Origin of the sequence: Ruegeria sp. EL01, assembly GCF_900313035.1 — a bacterium.
Classification (GTDB): domain Bacteria; phylum Pseudomonadota; class Alphaproteobacteria; order Rhodobacterales; family Rhodobacteraceae; genus Ruegeria.
In genome coordinates, this window is record NZ_OMPS01000016.1 from 102955 (window position 1) to 128968 (window position 26014).

Here is a 26014-nt window from a genome sequence, read left to right on the forward strand (position 1 = left end):
GGGCAGTAGGAATGATTGGGCGCAGATCACAGCGCGATTCCGAAGAAGGCATGGAAGTCAGGCCAAAAGGCTATGACGACTATGAGGTACGGCTTGGCGACATGATGCGCGGCGAACGCGCGACCATGGGCAAGTCTCTTCTGGACGTACAACGCGAACTGCGGATCAAAGCCAACTACATCGCTGCTATCGAAAATGCCGATCCTGACGCATTTGACACACCCGGCTTCATCGCCGGGTATGTGCGTTCTTATGCGCGCTATCTGGGAATGAACCCGGACGAGACATTTTCTTCCTTCTGTCAGGAAAGCGGGTTTGAAGTCGCACATGGGATGTCTGCCGAGGCGTCGGTCGTGCGCAAACCCACCGGCGACTTACCGTCGCGCGGGCCAATGGGACGCGATCCGTTCATCTCACCCAATACGCCCTACATTCCGGGCAAAGAATCTCTGGTCAGCCAGATCGAACCGCGTGCCGTAGGCTCATCGCTGGTCTTGTTGGCACTGATCGGCGGCATTGGCTATAGCGGCTGGGCTGTTTTGAACAAGATCCAGCAAGTGCAGGTCAGCCCTGTAGAACAGGCGCCTGTAGTTCTGTCCGATCTTGATCCGCTGGATGCAGCGCGTAACAGCAGCGATGTCGATGAAACGACGTTGGCGTCAAACTCCGAAGCGCTGGATCGTCTGTATCGTCCTCAGGCGCTTGATGTACCGGTTCTGGTGGCGCGTGACGCTCCGATCTCGACGCTTGATCCACGGGACGTGGGCACCTTCCGTCCGCCTGAACTGCCGCAGGTTCAGGTCGCAGACATACACACGGTCGAAAGACCTTCGCTGCCACAAGTTGTCGAGCAGGTTGATACGACCCTAAAAATCGTGGCTGTTGATCCGTCCTGGATGCGTGTGACCGCAGCTGACGGCAGCGTGATCTTTGAGGGTACGCTAGGTACAGTCGAGCAGGGCAGCACCTTCGAAGTGCCCTTGACCGAGGAACCTCCGCAACTGCGTGCTGGTGCATCCGGGTCAGTCTATTTTTCGATGAATGGTGAACACTATGGACCCGCCGGTGCGCCGGGTACAGTCGCCAAAGGTGTCATCCTGTCCAAGGATGCGGTTTCCGAGGTCTATAGCGTTGCAGATCTGAACTCGGAACAAAACAGCGCGCTGAAGCAATTGGTGGCCGAACTGCAGACCGAGGCGACTGAAGAGCCCGCCGAGTGATCTAGCCATTGCGAAGACCGGGTTGCCGAACTATCTAAAGCAGCAACCTAGGCAGACGCGGATCCGTCCTCATGTCCCTCAATCACGTACGTCCTTGGCGCGATATCTATCGCCGCAAATCCCGTCAGATCATGGTCGGCAATGTGCCCGTCGGGGGGGATGCCCCCATCGCTGTGCAAACCATGACGAATACTCTGACCACCGATGTCGCAGCGACGGTTGCGCAGGTTCAGGCCGCCGCCGAAGCTGGCGCGGATATCGTGCGGATTTCTGTTCCGGATGAAGCGTCCTCGAAGGCGCTGAAAGAAATCGTGCGCGAAAGCCCGGTTCCGATCGTGGCTGACATTCACTTTCACTACAAACGTGGCATCGAGGCGGCCGAAGCAGGTGCCGCCTGTCTGCGGATCAATCCCGGGAACATCGGAGACGAAAAGCGGGTCAAGGAAGTCATCAAGGCGGCGCGTGATCACAACTGTTCAATCCGGATTGGCGTGAACGCAGGCAGTCTGGAAAAGCATCTCCTTGAGAAATACGGCGAGCCGTGCCCCGAGGCGATGGTCGAAAGTGGGCTGGAACATATCCGCATCCTGCAAGACAATGATTTCCATGAGTTCAAGATCAGCGTGAAGGCCAGCGATGTCTTTCTGTCGGCGGCCGCATATCAGGGTATTGCCGAGGCGACTGACGCGCCAATCCATCTGGGTATCACCGAGGCGGGCGGGTTGGTCTCTGGCACCATCAAATCCGCCATCGGTTTGGGAAACCTTTTGTGGATGGGGATCGGCGACACGATCCGCGTCAGCCTGTCGGCCGATCCGGTGGAAGAGGTCAAGGTCGGGTTCGAAATCCTGAAATCACTCGGCTTGCGTCATCGCGGCGTCAACATCATCTCATGCCCGTCTTGCGCGCGGCAGGGGTTTGATGTGATCAAAACGGTCGAGGCGCTGGAACATCGTTTGGAGCACATTAAGACACCGATGTCCCTGTCGATCATCGGTTGCGTCGTGAACGGTCCGGGTGAGGCGTTGATGACCGATGTCGGGTTTACTGGGGGCGGAGCGGGATCCGGCATGGTCTATCTGGCAGGCAAGGCCAGCCATAAGATGTCAAACGATCAGATGATTGATCACATCGTGGAAGAGGTCGAGAAGAAAGCGGCCGAGCTTGATGCTGTTCAGGAAGCGGCGGAGTAGGGTGAATCCGTCAGGCCAAGATCAGTTTTTGTTGGATGCTAGCGCAAGTTGGTCGGCGAAGGTGAAAGCAGCCTGCTTTCGTTGACGGTCAATGACTTCCGGGCGGTGTGCCAGAATGCCAATGGTTCATTCCCGGCGAGTTCTGGAAAAAGCCCGAAGATTTCATCACGGGCGCTTTGACACAACGCGCCAAGGCTTTGATCCGCCGGAAACAGGCTTTCTGTGGGTACGCCATCCGAATAGATGATTTCATGTGTGTCGAACAGGATGTGGTAGTAGTCAACATATCCGCCACGTTCGAAAAAGATGGATCCGTCATTGACGAGGGCCTTCGCTGGAACCAAAACCTCGTCTTCACCGAACAGCAGTTCCGCCCTCCATCCAGAGATCAACAGCCTGTGCTGCGGCGATAGTTTTAGAACACGTGTGTTGTCAATGACACCCTTTTGGAAAACGACCGGGGCCAATTCACCGGCAGCAAACCGTCTGGCAGAGCCGATCCAACGAATGGGTTGTAGGCCGTTGTCTTGGGTGACGACCTTGTCACCAACCTCTAGGTCTTCGACGACAACCTCGCCATCTGCAGTTTGTATCTTTGTCCCGGCTACAAAGCAGACAACCACCTCGGACGGAACGTTTACAATTCCAGATGCAGTGTATGTGGTTCCGGTGACAATCGGCGTACCGCCGGGGTACTGAACCAAGTGGGTCGAAATGAAGTTGGACCCGCCGCCAATCACCATGCCCAAAGCATCCGGGCCGCCGGTTCCGTCGATTTGTTGTTGCCAGCCAAAGGCAAGGGTTTGTCCAACCCAGCCCGCAGGTAAAGTGCCCGTCACACCCGTGATCACGGGAAGCGCGGCCGTTTCTGTATCGGGGTTGTTGTCGCCAATGCCAAACGAGTCATCATCCGAAAACGTGATCGTGCCGACGACACCCAAAGACGTGAAAGTTCCCCAAGCCGTACCAGTTACACCGATGACGTCGATACTGAATGTGGGCATCTACCCCTCCTGACCCCTTAAACACATAACAACACTGTCGATTAGGTATCATACGAAACGTGCTTAAAAAGGGTGAAAAAGTGCCGTTTAGGTGCAATTTTCCAGTTTTTGTTCGTTTTGCACCACCACCAGGGACCATGGTCTTCACTGACCTTTTGATCATGTGGTGACAAGTTTTCGCGCTTTCGGACATAATGCGGCGAAAATCTGGTACATTTTTCTATACGAATGGCATCTGCTGCGTGGCGCAGTGAATGCCTCCGCCAAGCTCTCCTAACACGTCGACATTCAAGGGCACGATCTCTCGCCCGGGATAATGGCGCGCCAGCGCCTCACCTGCGATGGCATCTGTTTCAGCGTCGCCAAACTGCGCCATAACGGCCGCTCCATTGCAGACATAGTAATTCGCGTAGGAGGTGACAAAGTCCGGGTCTTCAATGCGCACAGAATATGGTTCAGGGATAACCTCAACCTGCAGGCCCTCGGCCACCAAACGATCATATGTGGCCAGCGCGGCGACGTGGAAGGGATCGGACATATCGGGATCGTCAGGCAGGTTTATCAGAACACGTCCCGGGCCTGTGAACCGCGCAAGACTGTCTATATGATAGTCTGTGATGTCTTCGCCATAGACGCCCTCTGACCAGATCATGTGATGCGCGCCGTATGTGGCAAGCAACCGGGCTTCGATCTCGCCCCGGGACAGGCCAGGATTGCGGTTGTCATTCACCCACGAGCTTTCGTGCGCCATTAACAGGCCGTGACCGTCTTGTTCAACGCCACCAGCTTCGCCCTTTAGACCACTTGGTAGTAGGGGCAGGCTTAGGCGTTCCGCCACCTGTGCGGCGACACGGGCGTCGTTTCTGTGCACCTGTTTGTGACCCCATCCGTTGAACTGAATTTGGCTGACGGCCAATTCCTTGGTCCCGTTGATCACGAATATTGGCCCGGAATCCCGGCACCAAAGGTCCTCGGTCGGTACATCCCAAAGTTCGACCTGATCCGATAGCTTACTGCGAGCGGTTGCGTGATGTTCGAGTGCTGCCAGCACTGTCACCCGTTCAAAATCTGAGATCGCATTGGCAATGTCAGCAATCGTCTGCTGGACCATGTCCAGAAAGATCGAATCCCGGTAGACCTTTCGGCTGACCGGCCATTGCATGAATGTCCGCTGATGCAGGGTCTCTTCGGCAGGAACGAAAAAGCTGGTATCGGTTCGACCATATGACGTACCGGGAACACTCATCAAACCTACCGCTCCTCCGGCGAGAACGAAGTCCCGCCGGTTCATCACAGATCGCATTCTCATAAGCCCGCGCTTTGCCACTTAACCCTGATCAGCGCGCACGCCATCGGCGATTTGCAGCATTTGATCAGCGGTCAGATATCCGCGCAACATTTCGGTGCCCAATACAAAGGACGGGGTTCCCGAAATCTGCATGCGCTGCGCCAGTGCGCGGGTCTGTGAGATCTCATCGGTGACCTGTTCGCTGTCCATCGCCGCAATGATCGCATCGCTGTCCAACCCAAGGCCATCGGAAATCCGGCGCAGGGTTACCTCAGACGCGTCGCCACTGAACTCCAACAAAGCATCGTGGACCTGCTTGTAGGCGTCGTCACCCGCAACGTGCTTTGTCGCTACAGCAAAGCGCGACGACAGCACGGACGCATCACCCAGGATCGGGAACTCCTTGATCACCAGACGAATATTGCCGTCCTCGGACAACAGGCTGGCCACTTCAGGCACGGCACGACGGCAGTAGCCACAACGGTAGTCCATGAATTCGACCAGAGTGATATCGCCGTCGGGGTTGCCACCAACCCAGCTGTAGCCGTCGTTGAACAGCTCATCGACATTGGCCGCGACAAGTTCCTTGTCCGTCTCGGCCTCGGCAGCGGCGTTGCGCTGTTCAAGGATATTGATCGCCTCGATGATGACGTCTGGGTTTTCCAGCAGATATTCTCGGACCTGCGCGCCGAATTCGGCCTTTTCCGTATCGGTCATCGCGTTCAGGTCCAACGCCTGTGCCGGGCTGGTGATCAGGGAAAGCCCCAGAAGGGCGGGTGCAGCATGTCTGAGGATCATTTCCGTTTCCTTTTTGATTTCTTTGCGCGTTCTGAGGCAATCAACACATCCTGCGCCCTTTGCCAACCCGGAGACCCTTCGGGCAATTGCCCAACGGCCCGTCTTGCATGGATACCTGCATCCGCCAGACGGCCTTGCAGGGCATACCGTTCTGCTGTGACGGCTGACGCCATTCCATTGTTGCCAACCTGGGCATAGGCCGCGCCCAAATCCCGCATCAATCGGGCATTCCGATAGTCACGTGCGCGCGCCTTTTCAAGGGCTTGCAACGCTTTCTTCGTCTGGCCTTGGGCCAGTAGCGCGCGGCCATACCCGGCCAGAATCAGCGCGTTGTTCGGGGCCATTTCTACGGCTTGCCCGTAAGCTTTGGTTGCGTCCTGAAATCGCCGGTTTTCCAGCAGAATTTGCCCCTTCAGTTCGTAATAGAACGGATCATCCGGGCGAATGGCCAGTGCTGCATCAATTGCCGCACGGGCGCGAGCCAGATCGCGATTCTGGTGATGGGCCGAAGCTTCGCGCATCAGGCGGATATCGCGGTCAGTTTCTTCCTTGGCGCGGCGCAGTGTCCATGTCGGTGACCGCAGGAACGCGGACAGCTTGCCTTTGACGCGGGCAAACCAGTAATCGGCATTGGCATTTGGCTCCGCCTTGTCACCAAATTCGTCCAAAAACGTCTCGGCCGCGCGCAAACGTTCGCGGCTGGTGGGATGGGACCGCATGTAAGGGTCCTGATTTGCGGTGCTCAGCAATTCCTGACCGGCGAATTTGCGGTGCAGTTTGACCATGCCGCTGGGCGATATACCTGCCCATCGCAAATAGCTGGCGGCGCTGCGATCGGCCGAGGATTCTTCGGCGCGCGTGTGACCCAGAAAACTGCGCAGGGCCGAGGCAGATGTCCCGGCAGCAATGCCCGCAGCAGCCTCTCCGCCGCCAGCAGCTGCAGCAATGATCGCGAGGGCTGTGCCGAGGCCCGCGTTTCGCTGCGCGGCGCGCAGGTTTTCGGCGCGGCGCGCCAGATGGCCATTGGCGATATGGGCCGCCTCATGCGCGATGACGGCTTGCAGCATTTCGGGGCTGTCCACGGTCAGAATCAGGCCGTAGTTCACGTAGATGGCGTTGTAGTCGATGACAAAGGCGTTGAACGTGTTGTCATTGACCACAAAAATTCGAACGCGATTGGTGTTTAGCCCGGCCGCGCGCAGGACCGGAAAGGCCAGTTCCCGCAGCCCATGTTCAATATCCGGATCCCGGATCAGGCTTTGTGCGTTACTTGATGTCGCGGCTGTCAGCCAAACGACAACCACCAGCATCAGGGCCGGGATTGACGCCAGACGGGATACGCGTTCAAAAGCCATGGATGCAACATGGGAGATGGGCATGAGAAACTCAACCCGATCCGGGGTCGATCCCTTCATCGTGATGGATGTGATGGAGGCTGCGCGCAAGGCGGAAGAGGCCGGACGTCACGTGATCCACATGGAGGTCGGCCAGCCCGGAACCGGTGCGCCCAAAAGGGCTGTTCAGGCGCTTGCCCAAGCCATGGAACAAGGCCCGCTAGGCTATACAGTGGCGTTGGGTTTGCCTGCGTTGCGCCAACGGATCGCGCGTCTGTACGGTGAATGGTACGATGTCGACCTGAACCCGGAGCGTGTGGTGATTACGCCCGGGTCTTCCGGTGGGTTTCTGTTGGCCTTCACCGCACTTTTTGACAGTGGCGATCGTGTCGGCATCGGTGCGCCCGGCTATCCATCTTACCGGCAGATTCTGAAAGCTCTGGGACTGGTTCCGGTCGACCTGTCCACCGCGCCGGAAAATCGTCTGCAACCGGTGCCCGCAGATTTCGCGGGACTGGATCTGCAAGGGCTGATGGTCGCATCCCCTGCGAACCCGACCGGCACCATGCTGGATCACGCTGCCATGAGCGCGTTGATTGAGGCCGCACAAGGGCAGGGGGCATCATTCATTAGCGACGAGATTTATCATGGCTTGGAATACGAGGCCAAAGCCGTCACTGCGCTTGAACTGACCAATGAGTGTTATGTCATGAACTCATTCTCCAAGTACTTCTCGATGACCGGGTGGCGTGTGGGCTGGATGGTGGTGCCCGAGGATCAGGTGCGGGTTGTGGAACGTATTGCGCAGAACATGTTCATCTGTGCGCCGCACGCCAGTCAGGTGGCTGCGCTGGCCGCAATGGACTGTGAGGATGAGCTGCAAGCCAATCTGGATGTCTACCGGCAGAACCGCGCGCTGATGCTGGATGGACTTCCCAAAGCAGGGTTCACCAATATCGCACCGCCAGATGGGGCGTTTTATGTCTATGCCGATGTCTCGGACCTGACAGATGACAGCCGGGCCTTCGCGTCAGAGATTTTGGAAAAGGCCGGTGTCGCGGTGACGCCGGGGTTGGACTTCGACCCGCAACGCGGCCATACGACCCTGCGGTTTTCCTATGCTCGTGCCACGGCTGATATTCAGGACGGGCTGGACCGGTTGCGTCGCTTCATGGCTGAAAAGGGCGTGATCAGCGAACAGGTCTGAAGCGTTCACAAAGCCCCCCGCTTGGTATAGGGTACGTTCCAAACGATCTCGGGAAAACTTGAGGCTATGAGCAGGATCATCTTTTGCATTGCGCTGTTCTGGGCGCTGGCCGGTACGGCCGTCGCGCAGGACTTCAGCGCGCTTGCCCGTGTGCAACCGGATCAAAGCCGGATTGTCGATACCGGGCGCGCGGGTATTCGCGTGGACATTGGCCTTAGCCAAGGTGTGCCATACCGCATTTTTACATTACGAGATCCCTACCGAATGGTGCTGGATTTTCAAGAGGTTGACTGGACCGGTTTGACGCGGGACGCCTTCCTGAAATCCGAACGTATAAGCGACGTGCAATTTGGTGCCTATGTGCCGGGATGGTCCAGATTGGTTCTGGATCTCGGTGCCCCGATGGCAGTGGAAACGGCGAACCTGAAGATTGACGAAGGGTCCGGTTCAGCACTGCTGTCGCTTACCCTTAAAGGTACTGATTTCGATGCATTCAATGCCGCTGCAGGTGCACCGCGTAATCCAGGTTGGGATTTGCCTAAACCAGCGGTCACCCAAAAGGCCCAACCACGCGATGGGAACCGACCCTTGCGCGTGATGCTGGACCCCGGCCATGGCGGGATCGATCCGGGGGCCGAGGTTGGTGGCACTGACGAAAAAACAATGATGTTGATTTTTGCCCGCGAGTTGCGTGAGTTACTTTTGCGTTCAGGGGGTTATGAGGTTGTTCTGACGCGCGTCGAAGACCAGTTTGTTTCGCTGGAGCGGCGCATTGCGCTGGCCCATCGGGCCGGCGCAGATCTGTTCATTTCGCTCCATGCCGACTCGCTGTCCGAAGGGCAGGCGCATGGGGCGGCGGTTTATACCCTGTCCGAGGATGCGTCAGACGTGGCCAGCTCAAAACTTGCCGAACGACACGATCGGGGCGACCTGATCTCGGGGATCGATCTGAACGGCGCGGATGATCAGGTGGCCGATGTGTTGTTGGACATCGCACGGCAGGAAACCAAGCCGCGCACGGATGCGCTTGCACGGTCGCTGGCCAATGGAATGGCGCAACAGGGCGGGCCGATGAATCGCCGACCTTTGCGTAAAGCCTCGTTTTCAGTGCTAAAAGCGGCGGATATCCCGTCGGTTCTGGTTGAACTTGGGTTTCTGTCCAGCCCCAGGGATTTGAACAACCTCAAAGATCCTGAATGGCGTGCAAAGATGGCAGTGGGAATTTATCAGGGGCTGGAAGACTGGCGTCAGCAGGATCTGGTCCGGCAATCCCTGATTGGTCAGTGACCTGACGGCGCAAACCAGCTAGAATGTGCTTGTTGTTTTGACCCTTGAGCAGCGCGACACTATATAGGCGGCAGCGCGAGAAAAAGGCAGTAACGTGATCCGGTTCATTCTTTCGATTTTTGGGGCTATTTTCAGCCTTGTTACCTTGGGTATCTTCATGGCTGCGTTGGTTGTTGGCGCGGTGTTCTGGATGTACGGGCGTGACCTGCCCAGCCACGAGTCGCTGGCACAATACAAACCGCCGACAATCAGCCGTATTTATTCCGGCGAAGGTCAGCTGATCGACGAATTTGCGCAGGAACGCCGTTTGTTCACGCCGTCCGAAGAAGTTCCGGACCTGGTGAAACAGGCCTTCATTTCTGCCGAAGACAAGAATTTCTACACCCATCAGGGATACGACCCACGCGGTATCATTGCCGCCGGGGTCGAGGCGGTCCGCACCAAAGGGGAAACCGTGCGCGGCGCGTCAACCATTACCCAGCAGGTGATGAAGAACTTCCTGCTGTCCGGTGATCGCCGGGCCGAACGCAAGATCAAGGAAATCATCCTCGCCACACGGCTTGAGGATACGCTGGATAAAGAACAGATCCTCGAGCTCTATATGAACGAGATCTTTCTGGGCCAGAACTCGTATGGTGTGACGGCTGCGGCACAGACCTATTTTAACAAAACCCTGCAAGAGCTGGATCCGCATGAGGCCGCCATGCTGGCCGCCATGCCTAAGGCGCCGTCGGATTATCATCCGGTGCGGGAAAAAGACCGCTTGATGGCGCGCCGCAACTACGTACTGCGCGAGATGCAGCAGAATGGTTATATCGATCAGGCGACCTATGAGGTTGAGGTCGAACAGCCGTTGCGCTCGGTCCAGAATGGCGACTTTGAAAGCTTCCGGACGGCACTGCCGCCACGGGATTACTTTACCGACGAAATCCGCCGCCAGCTGAGCGAGGATTTTGGCGAAGGCGAATTCTTCACCGGGGGGTTCACGGTGCGCGCTTCGGTCGACGAAGAAATGCAGGTCGAAGCCGCCCGATCTCTGCGTGAAGCCTTGCAGAAATACGACCGCTCACGCGGGAAGTGGCGGGGCACCGGCGAAGTAATCGCCGAGGAAACCTTGGCAGATGAAGCGCAGTGGCGCGAAACGCTGTCCATTATGGAAATTCCGCGTGATGTGGTTCTGCCCACCAAGTGGTATCCGGCGGTTGTGATGGATGTTGCGGAACAGTCCATGACGGTTGGAATCGAAGATGGCCCGGCAGATGGCGTCATCCCGCGTTCGGACATCAAGTGGATGCAGGGCGATTTCGCGGCGAATTTCAAACGTGGTGACGTGATACTTGTCGTCGCCGGGGAAGAGGGCCAATGGTCTGCGCGACAGGTGCCCGAAGTGCAGGGCGGCTTTGTCGCGATGGACGTGAACTCGGGTCGTGTTTTGGCGATGCAGGGCGGGTTCTCGTATCAGGACACGGTGTTCAACCGGGCCACACAGGCACAACGACAGCCGGGCTCAAGCTTTAAGCCCTTTGTCTATGCTGCTGCATTGGACAGCGGATACAGTCCCGCGACCATTGTTGTGGATGCGCCGATTGAAGTGAACACGCCCCAAGGGCTGTGGCGCCCCAAGAATTCGTCCAACAAATTCTATGGTCCGACGCCGCTGCGCACCGGGATCGAACAATCGCGAAACCTGATGACGATTCGTCTGGCGCAAGAGGTGACGATGCCTGTTGTCGCCGGGTATGCGGAACGGTTCGGTGTCTATGATCGTATGGGCGCGTTTCTGGCCAACTCGCTAGGGGCTGAAGAAACCACCCTGTACAAGATGGTGGCTGCCTATGCGATGTTCGCCAACGGGGGTGAGCGGGTCGAACCCACCCTGGTCGACCGTATTCAGGATCGGTTTGGCAAGACAATCTATCGGCACGACGACCGTCAGTGTCTGGATTGCAACTCCAACTGGTTGGCACCGGATGAGGCCCCGACCATTGAAACCAACCGCAGCCAGGTCATGGATGCCGTCACGGCGTATCAGTTGACGTCCATGATGAAAGGCGTTGTGGATCGCGGAACGGCCTCGCGTGTCGTAAATCTGCCGGTTCCTACCGCAGGCAAGACAGGAACGACGAATGAATCGAAGGACGCCTGGTTTATCGGCTTTACCTCAAACATCGTGGCGGGTTGCTACATCGGTTATGACCGTCCACGCCCGATGGGACGCGGCGCATATGGTGGTACGTTGTGCGGGCCGGTCTTCCAAAGCTTTATGGAACAGGCCGTTGAAAAATATGGTGGCGGTCCCTTCGACGTACCGCCGGGCGGGCGTTTCATAAAGATCGACCGTTTCAGTGGTGCACGTCTGCCAGACAACGCCAGTGGCGACTATGTCGTGGCCGAGTATTTTCGCGATGGCGTCGATGGCTTTATTGACCGGATCTACGATGGCGGTTTTGCTATCGGATCTGACTTGCCCCTGTTCGAAGAGGTGCAGCGAGCGGGCGTTGAGGTGCAGACATCTACCGGTGAGACTGTGACAGTCGGGCCCAAAGCCACGCAGGGCGATCTATCCACCGGTGGACTTTACTGATCCACTATTTTTAACAGCAAGTGCAACAGATCGGCTTCGGCATCTTCGGTGACGAGGCCGCTTGCTCGCCAGAATATTGACAAAGCGCATTTTGCTGCCGCCCATTTTGCAAGACGCTGGCGCGGTACAGCCATCGCATCAGCATAGAGTGTCAGGCACCGGTCGATTTGCTGAGTTCGGCGGACGAGGTCTTTCATGCCTTTGGGATGACGCAGCGCATTTGCCAACTCGAACGCGGGATCCCCCAGATATCCTTTGGCATCTATCACACGCGGCCCGGTTTGGGTTTGAATGACGTTGTCATGATGCAGGTCCCCATGCAGTGGAATTTGCACGGTTTGCTTATCCAAAAGAGCGCGGGCCAATCCAATCGCGTGTCTGATATCCCTTGCCAGCGGTGGGGCGCAGCGCTCGGCAAACCGACACTCAAACAGCGGGGCAAATACTTGGGCCATTGGCTTCAATCCGGTGCAGTCAATCAGTGGACCTTGGTGCAGCAGGCGCGCAGTATCCGCCAACGTTTGAACCGCTTTTTCCGGCTGTCCGGATCGTGCAATGTCGCCAAGGGTCGGCCCGTCCAGCCACTCCATCAGCACTGCGTTTTCGGCGACGTCAAGAATTCTGACCGCACCGCGATCCTGCCAAGCGGATAACAACTGGGTCCCTGGCGCTTCGTTGCCGCGATCCGGTCGGTGATACAGCTTGAACGCTCCCTGCGTTCCATCGGTGCGCTGCACTTTCCAAATCCGCGCGGCGCCGGTATCTGCAACGGCGTCAAGCGGGATAAGTGCCCATCTGTCCAGAAACTCTTGTGGTGCGCCTTGCATTCGCGCCTCGCCTGTCTTGTGGTGTCTCGCACCTCTTGCTATCACGCAGGCCTGATTGAGCAAGTTGGGACCATACCATGCGCGCCGAAACCCAGAATATCGTGGCGGAAATTGAAAAGTCGCTAGAGCTGTTGGCGCAGCGCATGGACTATGAAACCGCGCCGCACCGGTTAGAGGAATTCAACGCGCGTGTAGAAGATCCCAATCTGTGGGACAGCCCTGAAAAGGCGCAAAAACTGATGCAAGAGCGTCAGATGCTGGTGGATGCAATTGAGACCTATGAGTCGATCAAGACCGACCTTGGCGACAACATCGAGTTGATTGAGCTGGGCGAAATCGAAGAAGATGACGAGGTCGTCCAGGACGCTGAGGGCGCGATCAAAAGCCTGCAGCGAAAGGCAGCCAAGAAAGAGCTTGAGGCCCTGCTGGATGGCGAAGCTGACGGCAACGATACATTCCTTGAGATTAACTCGGGCGCAGGTGGTACCGAAAGCTGCGACTGGGCCTCGATGTTGGCGCGCATGTATGTGCGTTGGGCCGAGAAAAAAGGATACACGGTCGAACTGCAATCCGAAACCTCGGGCGAAGAGGCGGGGATCAAATCGGCAGCTTACAAAATTTCGGGCCATAATGCCTATGGATGGCTGAAATCCGAAAGCGGTGTGCACCGCCTTGTGCGCATCTCGCCCTTCGACTCGGCAGCCAAACGGCATACTTCTTTCAGTTCCGTCTGGGTCTATCCCGTCGTGGACGACAATATCGAGATTGATGTGAACCCTTCGGAAATTCGCATCGATACCTACAGGTCATCTGGTGCAGGCGGTCAGCACGTCAACACCACCGACTCGGCGGTTCGGATTACGCATATCCCGACCGGGATTGTAGTGACCAGCTCTGTCAAATCGCAGCACCAGAACCGTGACATCGCTATGAAAGCCTTGAAATCGCGCCTGTATCAGCAAGAGCTGGATCGTCGAAACGCCGATATCAACGCAGCCCACGAGGCCAAGGGTGACGCGGGCTGGGGCAACCAGATCCGGTCTTACGTGTTGCAACCCTATCAGATGGTCAAAGACCTGCGTACCAACCATGAAACATCTGACACCAAGGGCGTGTTGGATGGGGATCTGGATGAGTTTATGGCGGCGACGCTGGCGCTGAACGTGGCAGGAAAAAGCCGGTCCGAGGCGCAGGGCGACGGCTAATTGCGCCAACGCGTGACCTTTGCGGCAAACCTGATCAAAGGCCATTGGCAATTGATCACTATTGTCGCATCTGTGTTTCTATTGTGGAACACGCCAGTTGTTTTGCCGCTGAAGATCCTTGTTGTCTTCCTGCATGAGCTTTCGCACGCTCTGGCCATTGTCCTGACCGGCGGCTCTGTTGAAAGCTTCTCGGTTTCGCCCCAGCAGGGTGGGCTTGTGATCGGACGGGGCGGAAACCGGTTTATCAGCCTGTCTGCCGGATACCTCGGTTCACTTTTACTTGGGATGGGCTTGCTGATCATCGCCCTGCGCACAAATAAGGACCGGGCCGTGCTTGGCGTGTTCGGCGGCGTTATGGTGCTTGTGACGCTTCTTTACGTCCGCGATCCCTTTGCCATGGCATTCTGCGCGGGTGTTGGTGCGGTGATGCTGGGTGTTGCATGGTATCTTAGTCGCAATCTCTGCGATCTGGTTCTGCGGGTCATCGGGCTGACCAGCATGATCTACGTTCCGTTTGATATCTTTGATGACACCATAAGGCGCGCCGGTTTACGCTCGGACGCGTACATGCTGGCAGAAGAGTTTGGCGGAACGACATTGATGTGGGGCGGTTTATGGTTGGTCCTCAGCTTCGTGATGATTTTCTATTGCCTGCGAAACATGCTGGGTCGGGATAGCAATGTCCGGTTTGATGTTCGGGCCAGGTAACCAAAACCTTTCAAACATTGCGCCCAGTAGTGGGCGAAAAAAGATACATCCAATCTATGGGTTTAATTGGATTAAAGCCCCGGCTAGGCTGATCGTAGGACTGGAAAAACCATAGCCGCTGAGACCCCAATGGATCTTACCCAAACCTCTGCAACAACGTTGCTGACAGAATTGACCGCCACCCGATTGTCGGCATCGGAATTGATGCGCGCGACCTTGGACCGGATTCAAACCGCCAACGGCGAAGTCAACGCAATCGTGGCTTTGCGCGATGAAGATGAGCTGATGGTCGAAGCCAAAGCCGTAGACGTCGGGCCAAACAAGGGTGCATTGCACGGGCTGCCGATCGCCGTAAAAGATCTGGTCAATGTGGCCGGGATTGTGTCGTCGCAAGGGTCCCCGGTCTTTCGCGATTTCGTGCCGGATAAAGACGATCTGATTGCAGCCCGGATGCGACAGGCGGGGGCGATCCTGATCGGAAAGACAAACACGCCTGAATTTGGTTTGGGTTCGCACACGTTCAACCCGGTGTATGGCACCACGCGAAACCCGTATGATGGCGCGCGCACCTGCGGTGGATCATCCGGTGGAGCGGCGGTTGCACTGGCGACCGGAATGGTTGCTCTGGCAGATGGATCGGACATGATGGGCAGCCTGCGTAATCCTGCAGCCTGGAACAACGTCTATGGATTTCGCCCAAGCTGGGGAAGGGTCGCGCCCGAGCCGGTCGGCGATGCTTTCCTGCATCAGTTGTCGACGCTTGGGCCAATGGCACGCAGTCCCGAAGACTTGGGCGTACTGCTGGACGTGATTTCAGGCCCGGATCCGCGCCTTCCTCATGTTCATCGCAGCGACCCTGTTTCGCCCGTGCAGCCCGCCGATTTGAAGGGCGTGCGGATCGGGTGGCTCGGGGACTGGGGCGGTGCCTTCCCAACCGAGGCCGGAGTTCTGGATGTTTGCGAAACTGCGTTGCGCGTCTTCGAAAATCTGGGGGCCAATGTAGATCCGATTGCGCCGCCGCTTGATGCCGAACGGATCTGGGACAGCTGGATCACACTGCGATCCTGGAGCGTCGCCTCAGGGCTGGAGCCATTATCAGAGCAGCGCGCATCCTTGAAGGACACAGCAATCTGGGAACTGGATCGTGGTCTTGCCATGACAGCGATGGATGTCCACCGCGCCAGTGTTATCCGGTCCGAGTGGTTCAGGCAGGCAGCAGAGCTGTTTCGCGACTATGACGCGCTTGTGCTGCCTTCGGCGCAGGTCTGGCCATTTGAGATCGAGGTGCCTTACCCGACCCAGATTGCAGGGCAGTCGATGGACACTTACCATCGGTGGATGCACGTGACCCTTCCGGTCAGCCTGCTGGGTTTGCCCTGTCTGGCGGCACCCGCAGGCTTCGGGGCTAACGGGTTACCAATGGGTCTTCAGGTGTTTGGTCCGCGCGGCTCGGATGCAAAATTGCTCTCGATTGGCGCAGCTTACCACGCCGAGACCCAGTGGCCACAAAAGCACCCGGCGATGCCCTAGCGCCATTGGGGAGGAGGAACAGAACACATGGAAAAACCGTTTGGTGCACCACGGACGCGACCGGTAGACGCCCAAATGCTTCGCGTATCCCTTCGGCGAGCCTGGGCTGACTTTCTGCGCGCGCCGCAGTTTGGTTTGATCTTCGCAGGTTTTTATGTGCTGGCCGGTTGGGCGATCGCGTGGATCACTGTTCAGACAGGGACGACCTATTGGCTGGTTCTCGCAGCCATCGGTTTCCCGCTCATCGGTCCGTTTGCAGCCGTAGGCTTATATGAGGTTTCACATCGGTTGGAGCAGGGGGAACCGCTTGATCTGAAGTCTATTTTCGGTGTTGTCATTCAGCAAAGCCGCCGGCAGTTGCCCTCGATCTGCGCCATCATCGTTGTGATGTTTCTGTTCTGGTCCTTTCTAGGTCACATGATTTTTGCGTTGTTCATGGGGCTGTCGACTATGACCAACGTGTCTTCGTCGATTGAGGTATTCTTGACACCCAACGGGTTGACGATGTTGGCGGTGGGCAGTGTCGTCGGGGCGGTATTTGCGACCGTGCTTTACATGCTCACGGTACTGTCGATCCCGATGCTGCTGGACCGGGAATTGGATTTCGTGACTGCGATGATCTCCAGCTTTTCTTATGTCTCGGCCAATGCGTCCATTATGCTGCTCTGGGGGGCATTCGTTGCCGTGCTGACATTCGTGGCAATGGTGCCGTGGTTTTTGGGTCTGTTGGTTATTCTGCCGTTGCTGGGACATGCAAGCTGGCACTTGTATCGTCAGATCACGCAGGACAGCGAAGAAGATCCCGCATAGCGGGCGATCAGGTCGTATGAGCCTTGGACCAATTGCCTACTGGTTTTCAGACGCCCTTGTTTGATTTTCGGGCTGTGTCGAGCACGGCAGCCGTGTCAGTGCCAAGAGACCTCAGAACAACTGGCATAGGGCCTTGAACCAAAGATGGTTTGGTCACTGTGCCGCGCCATTGATCCGCGTCACGTGTAACCAAATAAACCCGGCTGTCTTCGCCGTTGCGGCGCGATATCAGCATGTAAATGTGATCATCGGCGCAGACGGCAAACCCTTGTTTCTCGCGCGCCGGGGGCGGGGCGTCGGGCATATCCCTGCGCGCAGTAAATCCACGTAAAAGCGTGCATTGCGGTAGATGTCGCGCATAAAGAAGGCTGAGCCGTCGGGCGGATGATTCACCTTCGGTGACGGCATAGAAGCCCGGCAAAAGGGTGTTTTTGCCGTTTTCCTGTGCACCCGAAGTCAGAAATCTGGTCAGGGTGGATACGGTGGGGTTTTGATCCAATGCCGGGATATCAGCGATTGGCTTCAGCAAGATACGAGCATCTACATCAAAGAACCTGCAAATCCGGTCGAGAACATCCGCTCGGGGCACACTTTCGCCAAACAGATATCTGTTGAACTGGGTGCGATTGACGCCCAACTGGCGACACAGTGCAGCGACAGACGGGTAGTCCTGTGTCAGCTGCCTTAGGTTGGCGCCAAACATGGCGCGCAATTCAGCAGGGCTGCGAATGTCGTTCGTCATAGTCGTCCCGGGCATTGGTCGATATATAGTGCAAAAGCGACAGCGCTGACCCGCAGGCCGCACGCGTATCAAAAAATCGTACAGATGACCCCAAGCAACGTTTCCCCACGTCGCGTTGCGGCACCGAAGCTAGCAACCCGGATGACAAACGCAATAGGCTTTACGTGAAAATGTGTGATCTATTGGGTGAAAAAACCGGGTTATTGCAGGCTTAACGTGCAAACCGATGGATCGCGTTGGAATCCGGATGCAATGCCGCGGGGGCAATCCCCGCCCCAGCCCTTTAGGCATTCTGGGGCAGGGAAGATGTTTGATCAGTCGCCGCGCAGCAGGGCGGCGACGCCGGTGCGGGCAATTTCGACAAGACCCAGCGGGCGCATCAGGTCGGCAAATGCATCGATTTTGTCGGGCGCGCCGGTGATTTCAAAGATGAAGGAATTCAGGGTGCTGTCGACCACATTGGCACGGAAGATATCGGCCAGGCGCAGGGCCTCGACCCGTTTGTCGCCGTCGCCCACCACTTTGATGATTGCCAGTTCGCGTTCGACCGAAGACCCCTCGACGGTCAGGTCGTGCACATCACGGACCGAAACGATCCGACCCAGTTGCGCTTTGATCTGTTCGATTACCTGCGGCGTGCCGGTTGTGACGATGGTGATCCGGCTTAGGTGACCGGTATGATCCACTTCGGCGACTGTCAGGCTTTCGATGTTATAGCCACGGCCTGAGAACAACCCGATTACACGGGCTAGAACGCCCGGTTCATTCTCGACCAGAACCGCAATCGTGTGCCGTTCCTGCACGTCCGAGAAGGTGGGTCGCAGGTTGTAGGCCGAATGGCGGGTGGAGCCTTTTTTGATATGTAGGGCAGACATTAGACGTCGTCCTTCTTTAGAGCATCCTCAGAAAATGGGCCGCGTACCATCATGACATCCAGGGCTTCTTTCGCTGCATCCCTCAGCTCCTGCCATGCAGAAAGCTTAAACACTTCCTGCCATGCAGAAAGCTTAAACACTTCCTGCAAGGCAGGCAGCAAAGCAGGTGTTTTTTGGCAAACATCATTGAGTACGCAAGAGTATTTTCGAAGCGCGATTTCCTCAGATTGTGAATACAGAGGCCCTGAGAGCTGTGATTGGTCACCATGGAAGACGTCATCACATTGATTGATGACCTCACTTGGAACCGAAACCTCGGGAGCCTCATTTTGGTATTTCAGTTGAGCAGGCCACGAAGACGCCAGTTCCAACGCCTCAATTTGACGATTTCGAAGGCGCTGCCTGACAAGTATATTCTCTTGGTCCACCATCAGCCTCAAACTAAAACCGATCCCTTGCTATCGATCACGCCCTGCGTCTCAGCCTCTCCCAACAGCATCTCGTTATGGGCTTTGCCCGACGGGATCATGGGGAAGCAGTTCTCGTGCTTTTCGACCAGACAGTCAAAGATCACCGGACCGTCATAGTTGATCATCTCCATGATCGCATCGTCCAGATCAGCAGGATCGGAACACAGGATACCCTTGGCGCCAAACGCCTCGGCGAGTTTGACGAAATCGGGCAGGGCTTCGGACCAGCTGTGCGAATAGCGCTCGCCATGCAGCAGTTCCTGCCATTGGCGCACCATGCCCAGACGTTCGTTGTTCAGGATGAACTGTTTCACCGGCAGGCGGTACTGAGCGGCAGTGCCCATTTCCTGCATGTTCATCAGCCACGAGGCCTCACCGGCCACATTGATCACCAACGCGTCTGGATGGGCCATTTGAACGCCGATGGACGCAGGGAAACCATAACCCATGGTGCCCAGCCCTCCGGATGTCATCCAGCGGTTTGGGTCTTCGAACCCAAGATACTGCGCGGCCCACATTTGATGCTGGCCGACCTCGGTGGTGATATAACGGTCGTGCTTTTTGGTCAGTTCTTCAAGCCGTTCCAGCGCGTATTGCGGTTTGATGGTCTTTTCGCTGTTGGTGTAGGCAAGGCAGTTCACCTTGCGCCAGTCGGCGATTTGACCCTGCCACTGCTTGACATTGGCCACGTCCGTCTTGCGGCCGCGCGCTTTCCAGACCTTCAGAATATCCTCCAACACATGACCCACATCGCCGACAATCGGGATGTCCACGCGGATCACCTTATTGATCGAGGACGGGTCGATATCGATATGTGCTTTTTTCGAGTTTGGTGAGAACGCATCGATCCGCCCGGTGATCCGGTCGTCAAACCGCGCACCGACATTGATCATCAGGTCGCAGTCATGCATCGCCAGATTGGCCTCATACAGACCGTGCATGCCCAGCATTCCCAACCAGTTCTCACCCGAAGCAGGATAGGCACCAAGCCCCATCAGGGTCGAGGTAATGGGAAAGCCCGTGGCATTCACAAGCTCGCGCAGCAACTGGCTGGCAGCGGGACCGGAATTGATGACGCCGCCGCCGGTGTAGAAGACGGGTTTCTTGGCCGTTTCAATCGCGGCAACCAGCTCGGTGATCTCTTCCAGATCACCTTTGACAATAGGCTGATAATGTGAGGTCGAGGGCTTCGGTGCATTGTATTCACCATTGGCAAATTGCACATCCTTGGGAATATCGACCAATACCGGACCGGGGCGGCCCGACGTGGCGACATGGAACGCCTCATGCATCGTTGCGGCCAGCGAATCCGTATCCTTCACCAGCCAGTTATGCTTGGTGCAAGGGCGGGTGATGCCAACGGTGTCGGCCTCCTGAAAGGCGTCCGAGCCGATCATGAAGGTCGGGACCTGTCCGGTCAGGACTACAATCGGGATCGAATCCAGCAGCGCATCTGTCAGGCCGGTCACCGCGTTTGTGGCACCGGGGCCCGAGGTCACAAGGGCCACACCGGGCTTGCCGGTCGAACGGGCATAGCCCTCGGCTGCGTGAACCGCGCCCTGTTCGTGCCGGACCAGAATGTGACGGATGTCGTTTTGCAGAAAGATCTCATCATAGATCGGTAGCACGGCGCCACCGGGGTATCCGAATACCGTGTCCACACCCTGATCCTTGAGGGCCTGAACTACCATCTTTGCGCCGGTCATCTCACGTGTCATCTGCTTTGCTCCGTTCGCGACATGTGTCTTGCGTTTGACAAAAAAAAGCCCCCGATCTTTCGGAGGCGCATGGGTTCGATTATGGTTTACCGTTACCGGCCCATGCGCGTTTTTCCTACGATTACGACTAGCGTTCTCATCGCCAGAGGCTCCTTTTTGCTTGGAAGGGACATTATGGGCGGGCGAAAGGGGCGTCAACAGGCAATTGCGCCAATTTTCTAACTTGAGGGCGGGATTTTGCGACATTTTATTGCGCAGATTGCCGCATGTCTGGAACATCCGGGAATTTTTAAGCAAAAATAGCCCCATGTGCGCAACTTTTGACTTGTCAGAAAGCGTCAGGCCGATGTCCAAAACTGGCATGATTTGAAGTTTCCACTGCGTCACGCTGATCCTGAGAGCGCAAACATAGGAGGCGGCGTATGTTACACGATTTGGTGGATCTTGGACGGTATCCGATCGATCGCCCGGATTCGCCGGCTTATGACCGAATGATCGAGGATTTGCGTCGCGAGCTGGATCAAGATGGATGCGCGGTGATGCCCGGATTTGTGCATCAGCAGGGGATTGAGCTGTTGGTCAGCGAGGCAGAGGCCGTCGCACCCAAGGCGCATCGCTCTTTCAATCGCACCAACGCCTATTTCACCAAGGATGATCCGCGATTTGGCGTGGGCCATCCGATCAGGCAGTTTTACGACCGTTCAAACGCTTTTGTCCCTGCCGATAATTTTGCCCGGTCTGGCCCCTTGCGGCGGATTTATGAGTTCGAAGGCTTCCTTCCCTTTATCCGCACGGCATTGGGTGAACCGGATGATCGCTTTTTCCGATATGATGACCCGCTTGCGGATGTGATCATCAACGTGGTTGAAGAAGGGAAGGGGTTTCCCTGGCATTTTGATACCAACAATTACACCGTGACGCTGGCCATCCAGAACGGCGAAGCAGGTGGGGCGTTTGAATATGTTCCCAATCTACGCACATCCGAGGATGAGAATTTCGACAAGGTTGCATCGGTCTTGGACGGTAACAGGGGTTTGGTTCATCAGCTGGAACTGCGACCTGGGGATTTGCAGATTTTCAAGGGGCGGTACTCTCTGCACCGTGTTGCGCCGGTGAAGGGCAGACGTCGCCGATACGTCGGCATATTCTCCTTTGTTGAAGCCGAAGGGATGTGTGGCGGGATCGAACGAACCCGGCAGCTCTATGGGCGTGTGTTGCGGCACCATCATGCCCGTGAAGGACTGCGCAGGGATCAGTTGCTGGATTGAGAGGCGTCGGCATGTAACATGCGCTTATTCAAGTTGGAGGTTTTCGATGGCAAAAATAGTGCAGCTCACGCCGTTTGTATTGTGTAGTTCATTGAAGGCGCAGATAGACTTCTATTGTGATCGCCTTGGTTTTACCTGCGGGTTCACGCAAGAGAACTATGCGTTTTTGCACAATGGCCCGGTGGCGATCAGGTTGCTGGAATGCCCGCCCCGTCCGGATGGCAAGCCGTTGGGGGATGACCAGTCCTTTTACATTGATGTCGAGGGGATAGACGAGCTTTTCGAAACCTTGCACCCCATGCTGGAGGATTTACCAGAGGGACGTGTTAGACCTCCGTTCGATCAACCTTATCAGCAGCGCGAGTTTCATGTGCTGGATGAGGACGGCACGCTGGTGTTTTTCGGAGAGGGCATTCAAACTGGGGAATAGTGGCTCCCGCCCATCTCAATGCGCCTTCGGCGCGTCTCCGGTGGTTGGGCCGAGCAGCGCTGCGCGCTGCGGGTGGACACAGATCAAAAGCCGACGCCGGTGCCTTGCAACACGCCATGTTCCAATGCGTAGCGGGTTAGGCCAGCAGTAGAAGAAATACCCAGTTTGCGTTTGATATTCTTGCGGTGTGTTTCGACCGTGCGCACCGAGATATCTAGCACCTGCGCGACCTGTTTGTTGGATTTCCCCTGCGCCAGCTCCAGCAGAATTGTTTGTTCCCGACCGGTAAGCGCCTCGCGCGTGGTGTCGTCCTTGGGCTGCAGCGACAGGCTGGCCCCGGTGCACAGATATTGCTCGCCGTTCATAACGGCGTCGATGGCCAGTTTGATCTCTTCCGTTGGGACATCCTTCAGGATGTACCCCTTCGCGCCGTGGCTGAGTGCGGTCGAGATGTATTCCGGGCTGTCATGCATCGACAGGATCAGGACGCGGGTTTCGGGCAATTGTTCGAGAATGATCTCAGTTGCGCTGAGCCCGCCAAGACCGGGCATGTTCAGATCCATCAGCACCACATCCGGAGCCAGCTGCGTGGCCTGATCCACAGCCGCCTGTCCGCTGCCAAGTGTGCCGACCACCTCGATCTCATCATAGGTTTCGAGGATGGACTGAATACCTTCGGCGACCATCGGATGGTCATCCACGATCAGGACCCGGATCTTCTTGGCGCTCATGTACCGGCCTTTCGGTTCGGAGTTGCGTCTGTCTGTGGCGGCAGCAAATGGCTCAGCGGCAGGCTGGCTTCGATCACCGTGCCACCACGCGGTCCGCGTGATGACAGAATGCGCAGTGATCCGTCAAGCTGTTCGATGCGTTCCTGCATGTTGCGCAGCCCGATACCTGTGCCGGATTGTCCCGGTTCTGAACGCAAGCCCCGGCCATTGTCGGTGATGCGCATGGTCGCCCCCTTTTTGTGCCCGCGCAGGTCAATGGTAACACGAGATGCATCTGCGTGGCGTTCAATGTTGGTCAGGGCTTCCTGCGCGATACGGTAGAGCGCGATCTTGCTGTCCTGATCCAGCCGGTTGCGGAAGACCACGGTTGAGAAATCTGTTTCGATTCCTGTGCGGTCGCGAAAATCATCGGTCAGCGCTTTCAGGGCGGGGCCAAGACCAAGATCATCCAGCACGCCGGGTCGTAGATCGCGGCTGATGCGGCGCACCTCGGTGATCGCCGATCCCAAATGATCGATGCCCTTGTCCAGTGGGGTGCGCGCGCCCTCATCATCGCCGCGTGACAGGCGCCGTCGGGCGTTGTCCAGCGCATAACGGACACCCACAAGGATCTGACTGATGCCGTCATGCAATTCGCGCGCCACCCGGCCGCGCTCTTCTTCCTGGGCGTCGAACACGCGTTGGGTCAGCTCTTTCAGCTTGGCGTCCGCAAGGCGCCTTTCGCGGATGTTCAGCAGCATGCCCGACGCAAAAACGATCAGAACCGCGGCTGTGACGATCCCCCCGATATACATGAATGTGCGCTGAACCCGTGCCTCAACCTCGGCCCGGGCACTGGCAACAGTTGCTACGATATCGTCAATGAATACGCCGGTGCCCACAACCCAACGCCAGTCTTGCAAGCCCACCACATAGGCGATCATCCGGGCCTCTTCCCCGGTTGACGGCTTTTGCCACATGAAACTGTGCCAACCCGCACCTTGTCGTGCGAGGCGAATGAACTCGTCGACAATTGGGGTACCGTCGCTGTCGGTCAGACCTTCCCAGTTGCGGTTGATGAATTGAGTCTGCCGCGGGCTGACCAGGTTATTGCCGTCATAGTCGTAGACAAAAAAGAACCCATCCTGACCGTAGATCATGGCCGACAGGATTTGCGAGACGAGGTTCTTTGAAATCTCGTCATCAGGGTCGGCCCGGCCATAGATATAGGCAAACCCATTTCTGGCTTGGGTCACATAGTTTCGCAATTCTTCCTTCTTGGCCTCGATCAGGCTGCGCTCCAGCGCCCGAATTTCCCGCTCGGCTGTTGCGCGGGCTTCGTATGCGACCAGCACGGCAATCGCCGCAACGGCGAGGACCAAGGGGATTGCCGCAACCAGCGACAACTTCTGCGCGTAGGTCAGCGAGACCATGTTTCGAAGTCTTTGCATGGTCGAATCGATACGCAAGCGGCGGCGAAAATGCAAAAAGATTGGGCGGGCAGGGGTGATATTGCCCCAATTACCCATCGTAGGCTGGCAAATGCCCCATATTTTTTGGCAAAACCGGACAGAAAGCCGGATCTCTACGCAGTAGTAGGTATTCCTTTTCAGGTCGCGGGCACTAGTCTGACGCTCACTGAATGCGACAGGCCCGAAGTTTATTGGGCCAGGACTATTAAGGGGAGGAATACTCATATGGATCGTCGTTCATTTCTGAAAAAATCCGCACTGGGCGGTTCGGCAGCAGCAGCCACGGCGCTGGCAGCTCCGGCCTATGCACAGGGCCAGCGCACGCTGACCATGGTGACATCGTGGGGCCGCGGTCTGGCAGGTGTGTTTGACAGTGCACAGCGTTGCGCAGACAGCATCAATACAATGTCCGATGGCAGCCTGACTGTTGAGATCAAAGCGGCTGGTGAACTGGTTGGCGCGTTCGAAGTGTTTGACGCGGTATCCTCGGGTCAGGCCGACATGTACCACGCGGCGGACTACTACTTTGTGGGTCAGCACCCGGGCTATGCCTTCTTTACGGCTGTTCCGTTTGGCATGACTGCTCAGGAACTGGTGAACTGGTACTACCACGCCGGTGGCATGGAACTGCATGACGAACTGGGTCAGATCTTTGGTCTGAAATCCTTCCTGGCCGGCAACACCGGCGCGCAGGCAGGCGGCTGGTACTCGAAAGAGATCAACAGCCCCGAAGATTTCAACGGTCTGAAGTTCCGCATGCCGGGTCTGGGCGGTAAGGCTCTGGGTAAACTGGGCGCATCTGTTCAGAACATTCCAGGCTCGGAAGTGTATCAGGCGCTGTCCTCGGGTGCGATTGACGGCACCGAATGGATTGGTCCCTGGGCCGATGAAAAGGCGGGCTTCCAGGAAATCACCAAGACCTACTACACTGCGGGCTTCCACGAGCCGGGCGCAGGTCTGTCACTGGCGACCAACCGCGACGTGTTCGAGGAACTGACACCTGCTCAGCAGAAAGTCATTGAAATCGCTGCTGCCGAAGCGCACCAGTGGAATCTGGCGCAATTCCTGGCCAACAACGGTGCCGCTCTGCAGCGTCTGCAGTCCGGTGGCGTGAAGGTCATGGAATTCCCGGACAGCGTTTGGGATGCCTTCGGTCAGGCCAGCCAGGAAGTGCTGGACGAAAACATGGGCGACGAGCTGTTCAAGAAGATCCACGACAGCGCAATGGAATCCATGGCTGCGTCGTCGGCCTGGAACAACCTGTCGTCAGGTGTCTACACCGCACAGCGCGACCGCGTTCGCGGCTAACAGCCACGTCTTCGATCAAACGGTTT

23 protein-coding genes are annotated in these 26014 nt (G+C 56.9%); 12 read left to right on the top strand and 11 right to left on the bottom strand.

Going from position 1 to position 26014, the window contains the following annotated elements; translation table 11 throughout:
• Positions 1-11: 11 nt before the first annotated feature.
• Together D9K61_RS08800 and ispG are read left to right on the top strand one after the other, a co-directional pair.
• Positions 12-1220 carry a helix-turn-helix domain-containing protein gene (locus D9K61_RS08800; RefSeq protein ID WP_120632931.1) on the top strand — a complete coding sequence of 403 codons (1209 nt, stop codon included), beginning with the start codon at positions 12-14 and terminating at the stop codon, positions 1218-1220.
• A gap of 71 nt (positions 1221-1291) precedes the next feature.
• Positions 1292-2413 (top strand): flavodoxin-dependent (E)-4-hydroxy-3-methylbut-2-enyl-diphosphate synthase, encoded by a 1122-nt coding sequence (ispG, locus tag D9K61_RS08805; RefSeq protein WP_120632866.1) that lies wholly within the window; start codon positions 1292-1294, stop codon positions 2411-2413.
• 38 nt (positions 2414-2451) lie between these two features.
• Here ispG and D9K61_RS08810 read toward each other — a convergent pair whose 3' ends face one another.
• The 4 genes from D9K61_RS08810 to D9K61_RS08825 all read right to left on the bottom strand — a co-directional run bounded on the left by D9K61_RS08810 (position 2452) and on the right by D9K61_RS08825 (position 6882).
• Positions 2452-3417 (bottom strand): Hint domain-containing protein, encoded by a 966-nt coding sequence (locus tag D9K61_RS08810; RefSeq protein WP_120632867.1) that lies wholly within the window; start codon positions 3415-3417, stop codon positions 2452-2454.
• A gap of 220 nt (positions 3418-3637) precedes the next feature.
• Positions 3638-4708: an agmatine deiminase family protein gene (locus tag D9K61_RS08815; protein WP_120632932.1), complete on the bottom strand. Its 1071-nt coding sequence runs from the start codon at positions 4706-4708 to the stop codon at positions 3638-3640.
• A gap of 36 nt (positions 4709-4744) precedes the next feature.
• Positions 4745-5503, bottom strand: coding sequence for a DsbA family protein (locus D9K61_RS08820; RefSeq protein ID WP_120632868.1), 759 nt, complete (start codon positions 5501-5503; stop codon positions 4745-4747).
• Positions 5500-6882, bottom strand: a complete 1383-nt coding sequence (locus tag D9K61_RS08825) for a M48 family metalloprotease (RefSeq protein ID WP_120632869.1) — start codon at positions 6880-6882, stop codon at positions 5500-5502. The genes D9K61_RS08820 and D9K61_RS08825 overlap by 4 nt, the downstream gene beginning before the upstream one ends.
• Here D9K61_RS08825 and D9K61_RS08830 point away from each other — a divergent pair.
• From D9K61_RS08830 to D9K61_RS08840, 3 genes are all read left to right on the top strand, one after another.
• Entirely contained in the window at positions 6881-8044 is a 1164-nt protein-coding gene (locus D9K61_RS08830) for a pyridoxal phosphate-dependent aminotransferase (RefSeq protein ID WP_120632870.1), read from the top strand. The two genes, D9K61_RS08825 and D9K61_RS08830, sit on opposite strands and share 2 nt — an antisense overlap.
• A gap of 66 nt (positions 8045-8110) precedes the next feature.
• Positions 8111-9331, top strand: coding sequence for an N-acetylmuramoyl-L-alanine amidase (locus D9K61_RS08835; protein ID WP_120632871.1), 1221 nt, complete (start codon positions 8111-8113; stop codon positions 9329-9331).
• A gap of 94 nt (positions 9332-9425) precedes the next feature.
• A complete protein-coding gene (locus tag D9K61_RS08840) occupies positions 9426-11915 on the top strand; it encodes a penicillin-binding protein 1A (protein ID WP_120632872.1) in 2490 nt (829 codons plus the stop codon).
• Here D9K61_RS08840 and D9K61_RS08845 read toward each other — a convergent pair.
• A complete protein-coding gene (locus tag D9K61_RS08845; RefSeq protein WP_120632873.1) occupies positions 11909-12742 on the bottom strand; it encodes an aminoglycoside phosphotransferase family protein in 834 nt (277 codons plus the stop codon). The genes D9K61_RS08840 and D9K61_RS08845 overlap by 7 nt on opposite strands.
• 77 nt (positions 12743-12819) lie before the next feature.
• Between D9K61_RS08845 and prfB the strand changes: the two genes are divergently transcribed.
• The 4 genes from prfB to D9K61_RS08865 all read left to right on the top strand — a co-directional run bounded on the left by prfB (position 12820) and on the right by D9K61_RS08865 (position 16995).
• Positions 12820-13947, top strand: coding sequence for a peptide chain release factor 2 (gene prfB / locus D9K61_RS08850; RefSeq protein WP_120632874.1), 1128 nt, complete (start codon positions 12820-12822; stop codon positions 13945-13947).
• 12 nt (positions 13948-13959) lie between these two features.
• Positions 13960-14655, top strand: coding sequence for a M50 family metallopeptidase (locus D9K61_RS08855; RefSeq protein ID WP_254055728.1), 696 nt, complete (start codon positions 13960-13962; stop codon positions 14653-14655).
• Between the two features lie 129 nt (positions 14656-14784).
• Entirely contained in the window at positions 14785-16185 is a 1401-nt protein-coding gene (locus D9K61_RS08860) for an amidase (protein ID WP_120632876.1), read from the top strand.
• A gap of 27 nt (positions 16186-16212) precedes the next feature.
• Entirely contained in the window at positions 16213-16995 is a 783-nt protein-coding gene (locus D9K61_RS08865) for a DUF2189 domain-containing protein (protein ID WP_120632877.1), read from the top strand.
• Between the two features lie 46 nt (positions 16996-17041).
• Here D9K61_RS08865 and D9K61_RS08870 read toward each other — a convergent pair whose 3' ends face one another.
• The 4 genes from D9K61_RS08870 to D9K61_RS08885 all read right to left on the bottom strand — a co-directional run bounded on the left by D9K61_RS08870 (position 17042) and on the right by D9K61_RS08885 (position 20800).
• Positions 17042-17737, bottom strand: coding sequence for a helix-turn-helix transcriptional regulator (locus D9K61_RS08870; protein WP_254055730.1), 696 nt, complete (start codon positions 17735-17737; stop codon positions 17042-17044).
• A gap of 314 nt (positions 17738-18051) precedes the next feature.
• The gene (gene ilvN / locus D9K61_RS08875) at positions 18052-18612 is read right to left on the bottom strand and encodes an acetolactate synthase small subunit (protein ID WP_120632879.1); all 561 of its coding nucleotides are present in this window, start codon (positions 18610-18612) and stop codon (positions 18052-18054) included.
• The gene (locus D9K61_RS08880; RefSeq protein WP_120632880.1) at positions 18612-19043 is read right to left on the bottom strand and encodes a hypothetical protein; all 432 of its coding nucleotides are present in this window, start codon (positions 19041-19043) and stop codon (positions 18612-18614) included. The genes ilvN and D9K61_RS08880 overlap by 1 nt, the downstream gene beginning before the upstream one ends.
• A gap of 5 nt (positions 19044-19048) precedes the next feature.
• Positions 19049-20800 carry an acetolactate synthase 3 large subunit gene (locus D9K61_RS08885; RefSeq protein WP_120632933.1) on the bottom strand — a complete coding sequence of 584 codons (1752 nt, stop codon included), beginning with the start codon at positions 20798-20800 and terminating at the stop codon, positions 19049-19051.
• Positions 20801-21222: 422 nt separating this feature from the next.
• Between D9K61_RS08885 and D9K61_RS08890 the strand changes: the two genes are divergently transcribed.
• Together D9K61_RS08890 and D9K61_RS08895 are read left to right on the top strand one after the other, a co-directional pair.
• On the top strand, positions 21223-22068 hold the full coding sequence (locus tag D9K61_RS08890; protein ID WP_120632881.1) for a hypothetical protein: 846 nt from the start codon (positions 21223-21225) through the stop codon (positions 22066-22068).
• A gap of 46 nt (positions 22069-22114) precedes the next feature.
• Positions 22115-22498 carry a VOC family protein gene (locus D9K61_RS08895; RefSeq protein ID WP_120632882.1) on the top strand — a complete coding sequence of 128 codons (384 nt, stop codon included), beginning with the start codon at positions 22115-22117 and terminating at the stop codon, positions 22496-22498.
• Positions 22499-22581: 83 nt separating this feature from the next.
• Here D9K61_RS08895 and D9K61_RS08900 read toward each other — a convergent pair whose 3' ends face one another.
• Positions 22582-23229 carry a response regulator transcription factor gene (locus D9K61_RS08900; protein WP_120632883.1) on the bottom strand — a complete coding sequence of 216 codons (648 nt, stop codon included), beginning with the start codon at positions 23227-23229 and terminating at the stop codon, positions 22582-22584.
• A complete protein-coding gene (locus D9K61_RS08905) occupies positions 23226-24659 on the bottom strand; it encodes a cache domain-containing protein (RefSeq protein WP_120632934.1) in 1434 nt (477 codons plus the stop codon). Before D9K61_RS08905 ends, D9K61_RS08900 begins: the two co-directional genes overlap by 4 nt.
• A gap of 246 nt (positions 24660-24905) precedes the next feature.
• Between D9K61_RS08905 and D9K61_RS08910 the strand changes: the two genes are divergently transcribed.
• On the top strand, positions 24906-25988 hold the full coding sequence (locus D9K61_RS08910; RefSeq protein WP_120632884.1) for a TRAP transporter substrate-binding protein: 1083 nt from the start codon (positions 24906-24908) through the stop codon (positions 25986-25988).
• Positions 25989-26014 lie beyond the last annotated feature (26 nt).

Excerpts from the sequence above, each read along its gene's own strand:
- D9K61_RS08800 (WP_120632931.1), top strand. The coding sequence starts at position 12 with ATGATTGGGCGCAGATCACAGCGCGATTCCGAAGAAGGCATGGAAGTC.
- ispG (WP_120632866.1), top strand. The coding sequence starts at position 1,292 with ATGTCCCTCAATCACGTACGTCCTTGGCGCGATATCTATCGCCGCAAA.
- D9K61_RS08810 (WP_120632867.1), bottom strand. The coding sequence starts at position 3,417 with ATGCCCACATTCAGTATCGACGTCATCGGTGTAACTGGTACGGCTTGG.
- D9K61_RS08815 (WP_120632932.1), bottom strand. The coding sequence starts at position 4,708 with ATGAACCGGCGGGACTTCGTTCTCGCCGGAGGAGCGGTAGGTTTGATG.
- D9K61_RS08820 (WP_120632868.1), bottom strand. The coding sequence starts at position 5,503 with ATGATCCTCAGACATGCTGCACCCGCCCTTCTGGGGCTTTCCCTGATC.
- D9K61_RS08830 (WP_120632870.1), top strand. The coding sequence starts at position 6,881 with ATGAGAAACTCAACCCGATCCGGGGTCGATCCCTTCATCGTGATGGAT.
- D9K61_RS08825 (WP_120632869.1), bottom strand. The coding sequence starts at position 6,882 with ATGCCCATCTCCCATGTTGCATCCATGGCTTTTGAACGCGTATCCCGT.
- D9K61_RS08835 (WP_120632871.1), top strand. The coding sequence starts at position 8,111 with ATGAGCAGGATCATCTTTTGCATTGCGCTGTTCTGGGCGCTGGCCGGT.
- D9K61_RS08845 (WP_120632873.1), bottom strand. The coding sequence starts at position 12,742 with ATGCAAGGCGCACCACAAGAGTTTCTGGACAGATGGGCACTTATCCCG.
- prfB (WP_120632874.1), top strand. The coding sequence starts at position 12,820 with ATGCGCGCCGAAACCCAGAATATCGTGGCGGAAATTGAAAAGTCGCTA.
- D9K61_RS08860 (WP_120632876.1), top strand. The coding sequence starts at position 14,785 with ATGGATCTTACCCAAACCTCTGCAACAACGTTGCTGACAGAATTGACC.
- D9K61_RS08865 (WP_120632877.1), top strand. The coding sequence starts at position 16,213 with ATGGAAAAACCGTTTGGTGCACCACGGACGCGACCGGTAGACGCCCAA.
- D9K61_RS08870 (WP_254055730.1), bottom strand. The coding sequence starts at position 17,737 with ATGACGAACGACATTCGCAGCCCTGCTGAATTGCGCGCCATGTTTGGC.
- ilvN (WP_120632879.1), bottom strand. The coding sequence starts at position 18,612 with ATGTCTGCCCTACATATCAAAAAAGGCTCCACCCGCCATTCGGCCTAC.
- D9K61_RS08880 (WP_120632880.1), bottom strand. The coding sequence starts at position 19,043 with ATGGTGGACCAAGAGAATATACTTGTCAGGCAGCGCCTTCGAAATCGT.
- D9K61_RS08885 (WP_120632933.1), bottom strand. The coding sequence starts at position 20,800 with ATGACACGTGAGATGACCGGCGCAAAGATGGTAGTTCAGGCCCTCAAG.
- D9K61_RS08890 (WP_120632881.1), top strand. The coding sequence starts at position 21,223 with ATGTTACACGATTTGGTGGATCTTGGACGGTATCCGATCGATCGCCCG.
- D9K61_RS08895 (WP_120632882.1), top strand. The coding sequence starts at position 22,115 with ATGGCAAAAATAGTGCAGCTCACGCCGTTTGTATTGTGTAGTTCATTG.
- D9K61_RS08900 (WP_120632883.1), bottom strand. The coding sequence starts at position 23,229 with ATGAGCGCCAAGAAGATCCGGGTCCTGATCGTGGATGACCATCCGATG.
- D9K61_RS08905 (WP_120632934.1), bottom strand. The coding sequence starts at position 24,659 with ATGCAAAGACTTCGAAACATGGTCTCGCTGACCTACGCGCAGAAGTTG.
- D9K61_RS08910 (WP_120632884.1), top strand. The coding sequence starts at position 24,906 with ATGGATCGTCGTTCATTTCTGAAAAAATCCGCACTGGGCGGTTCGGCA.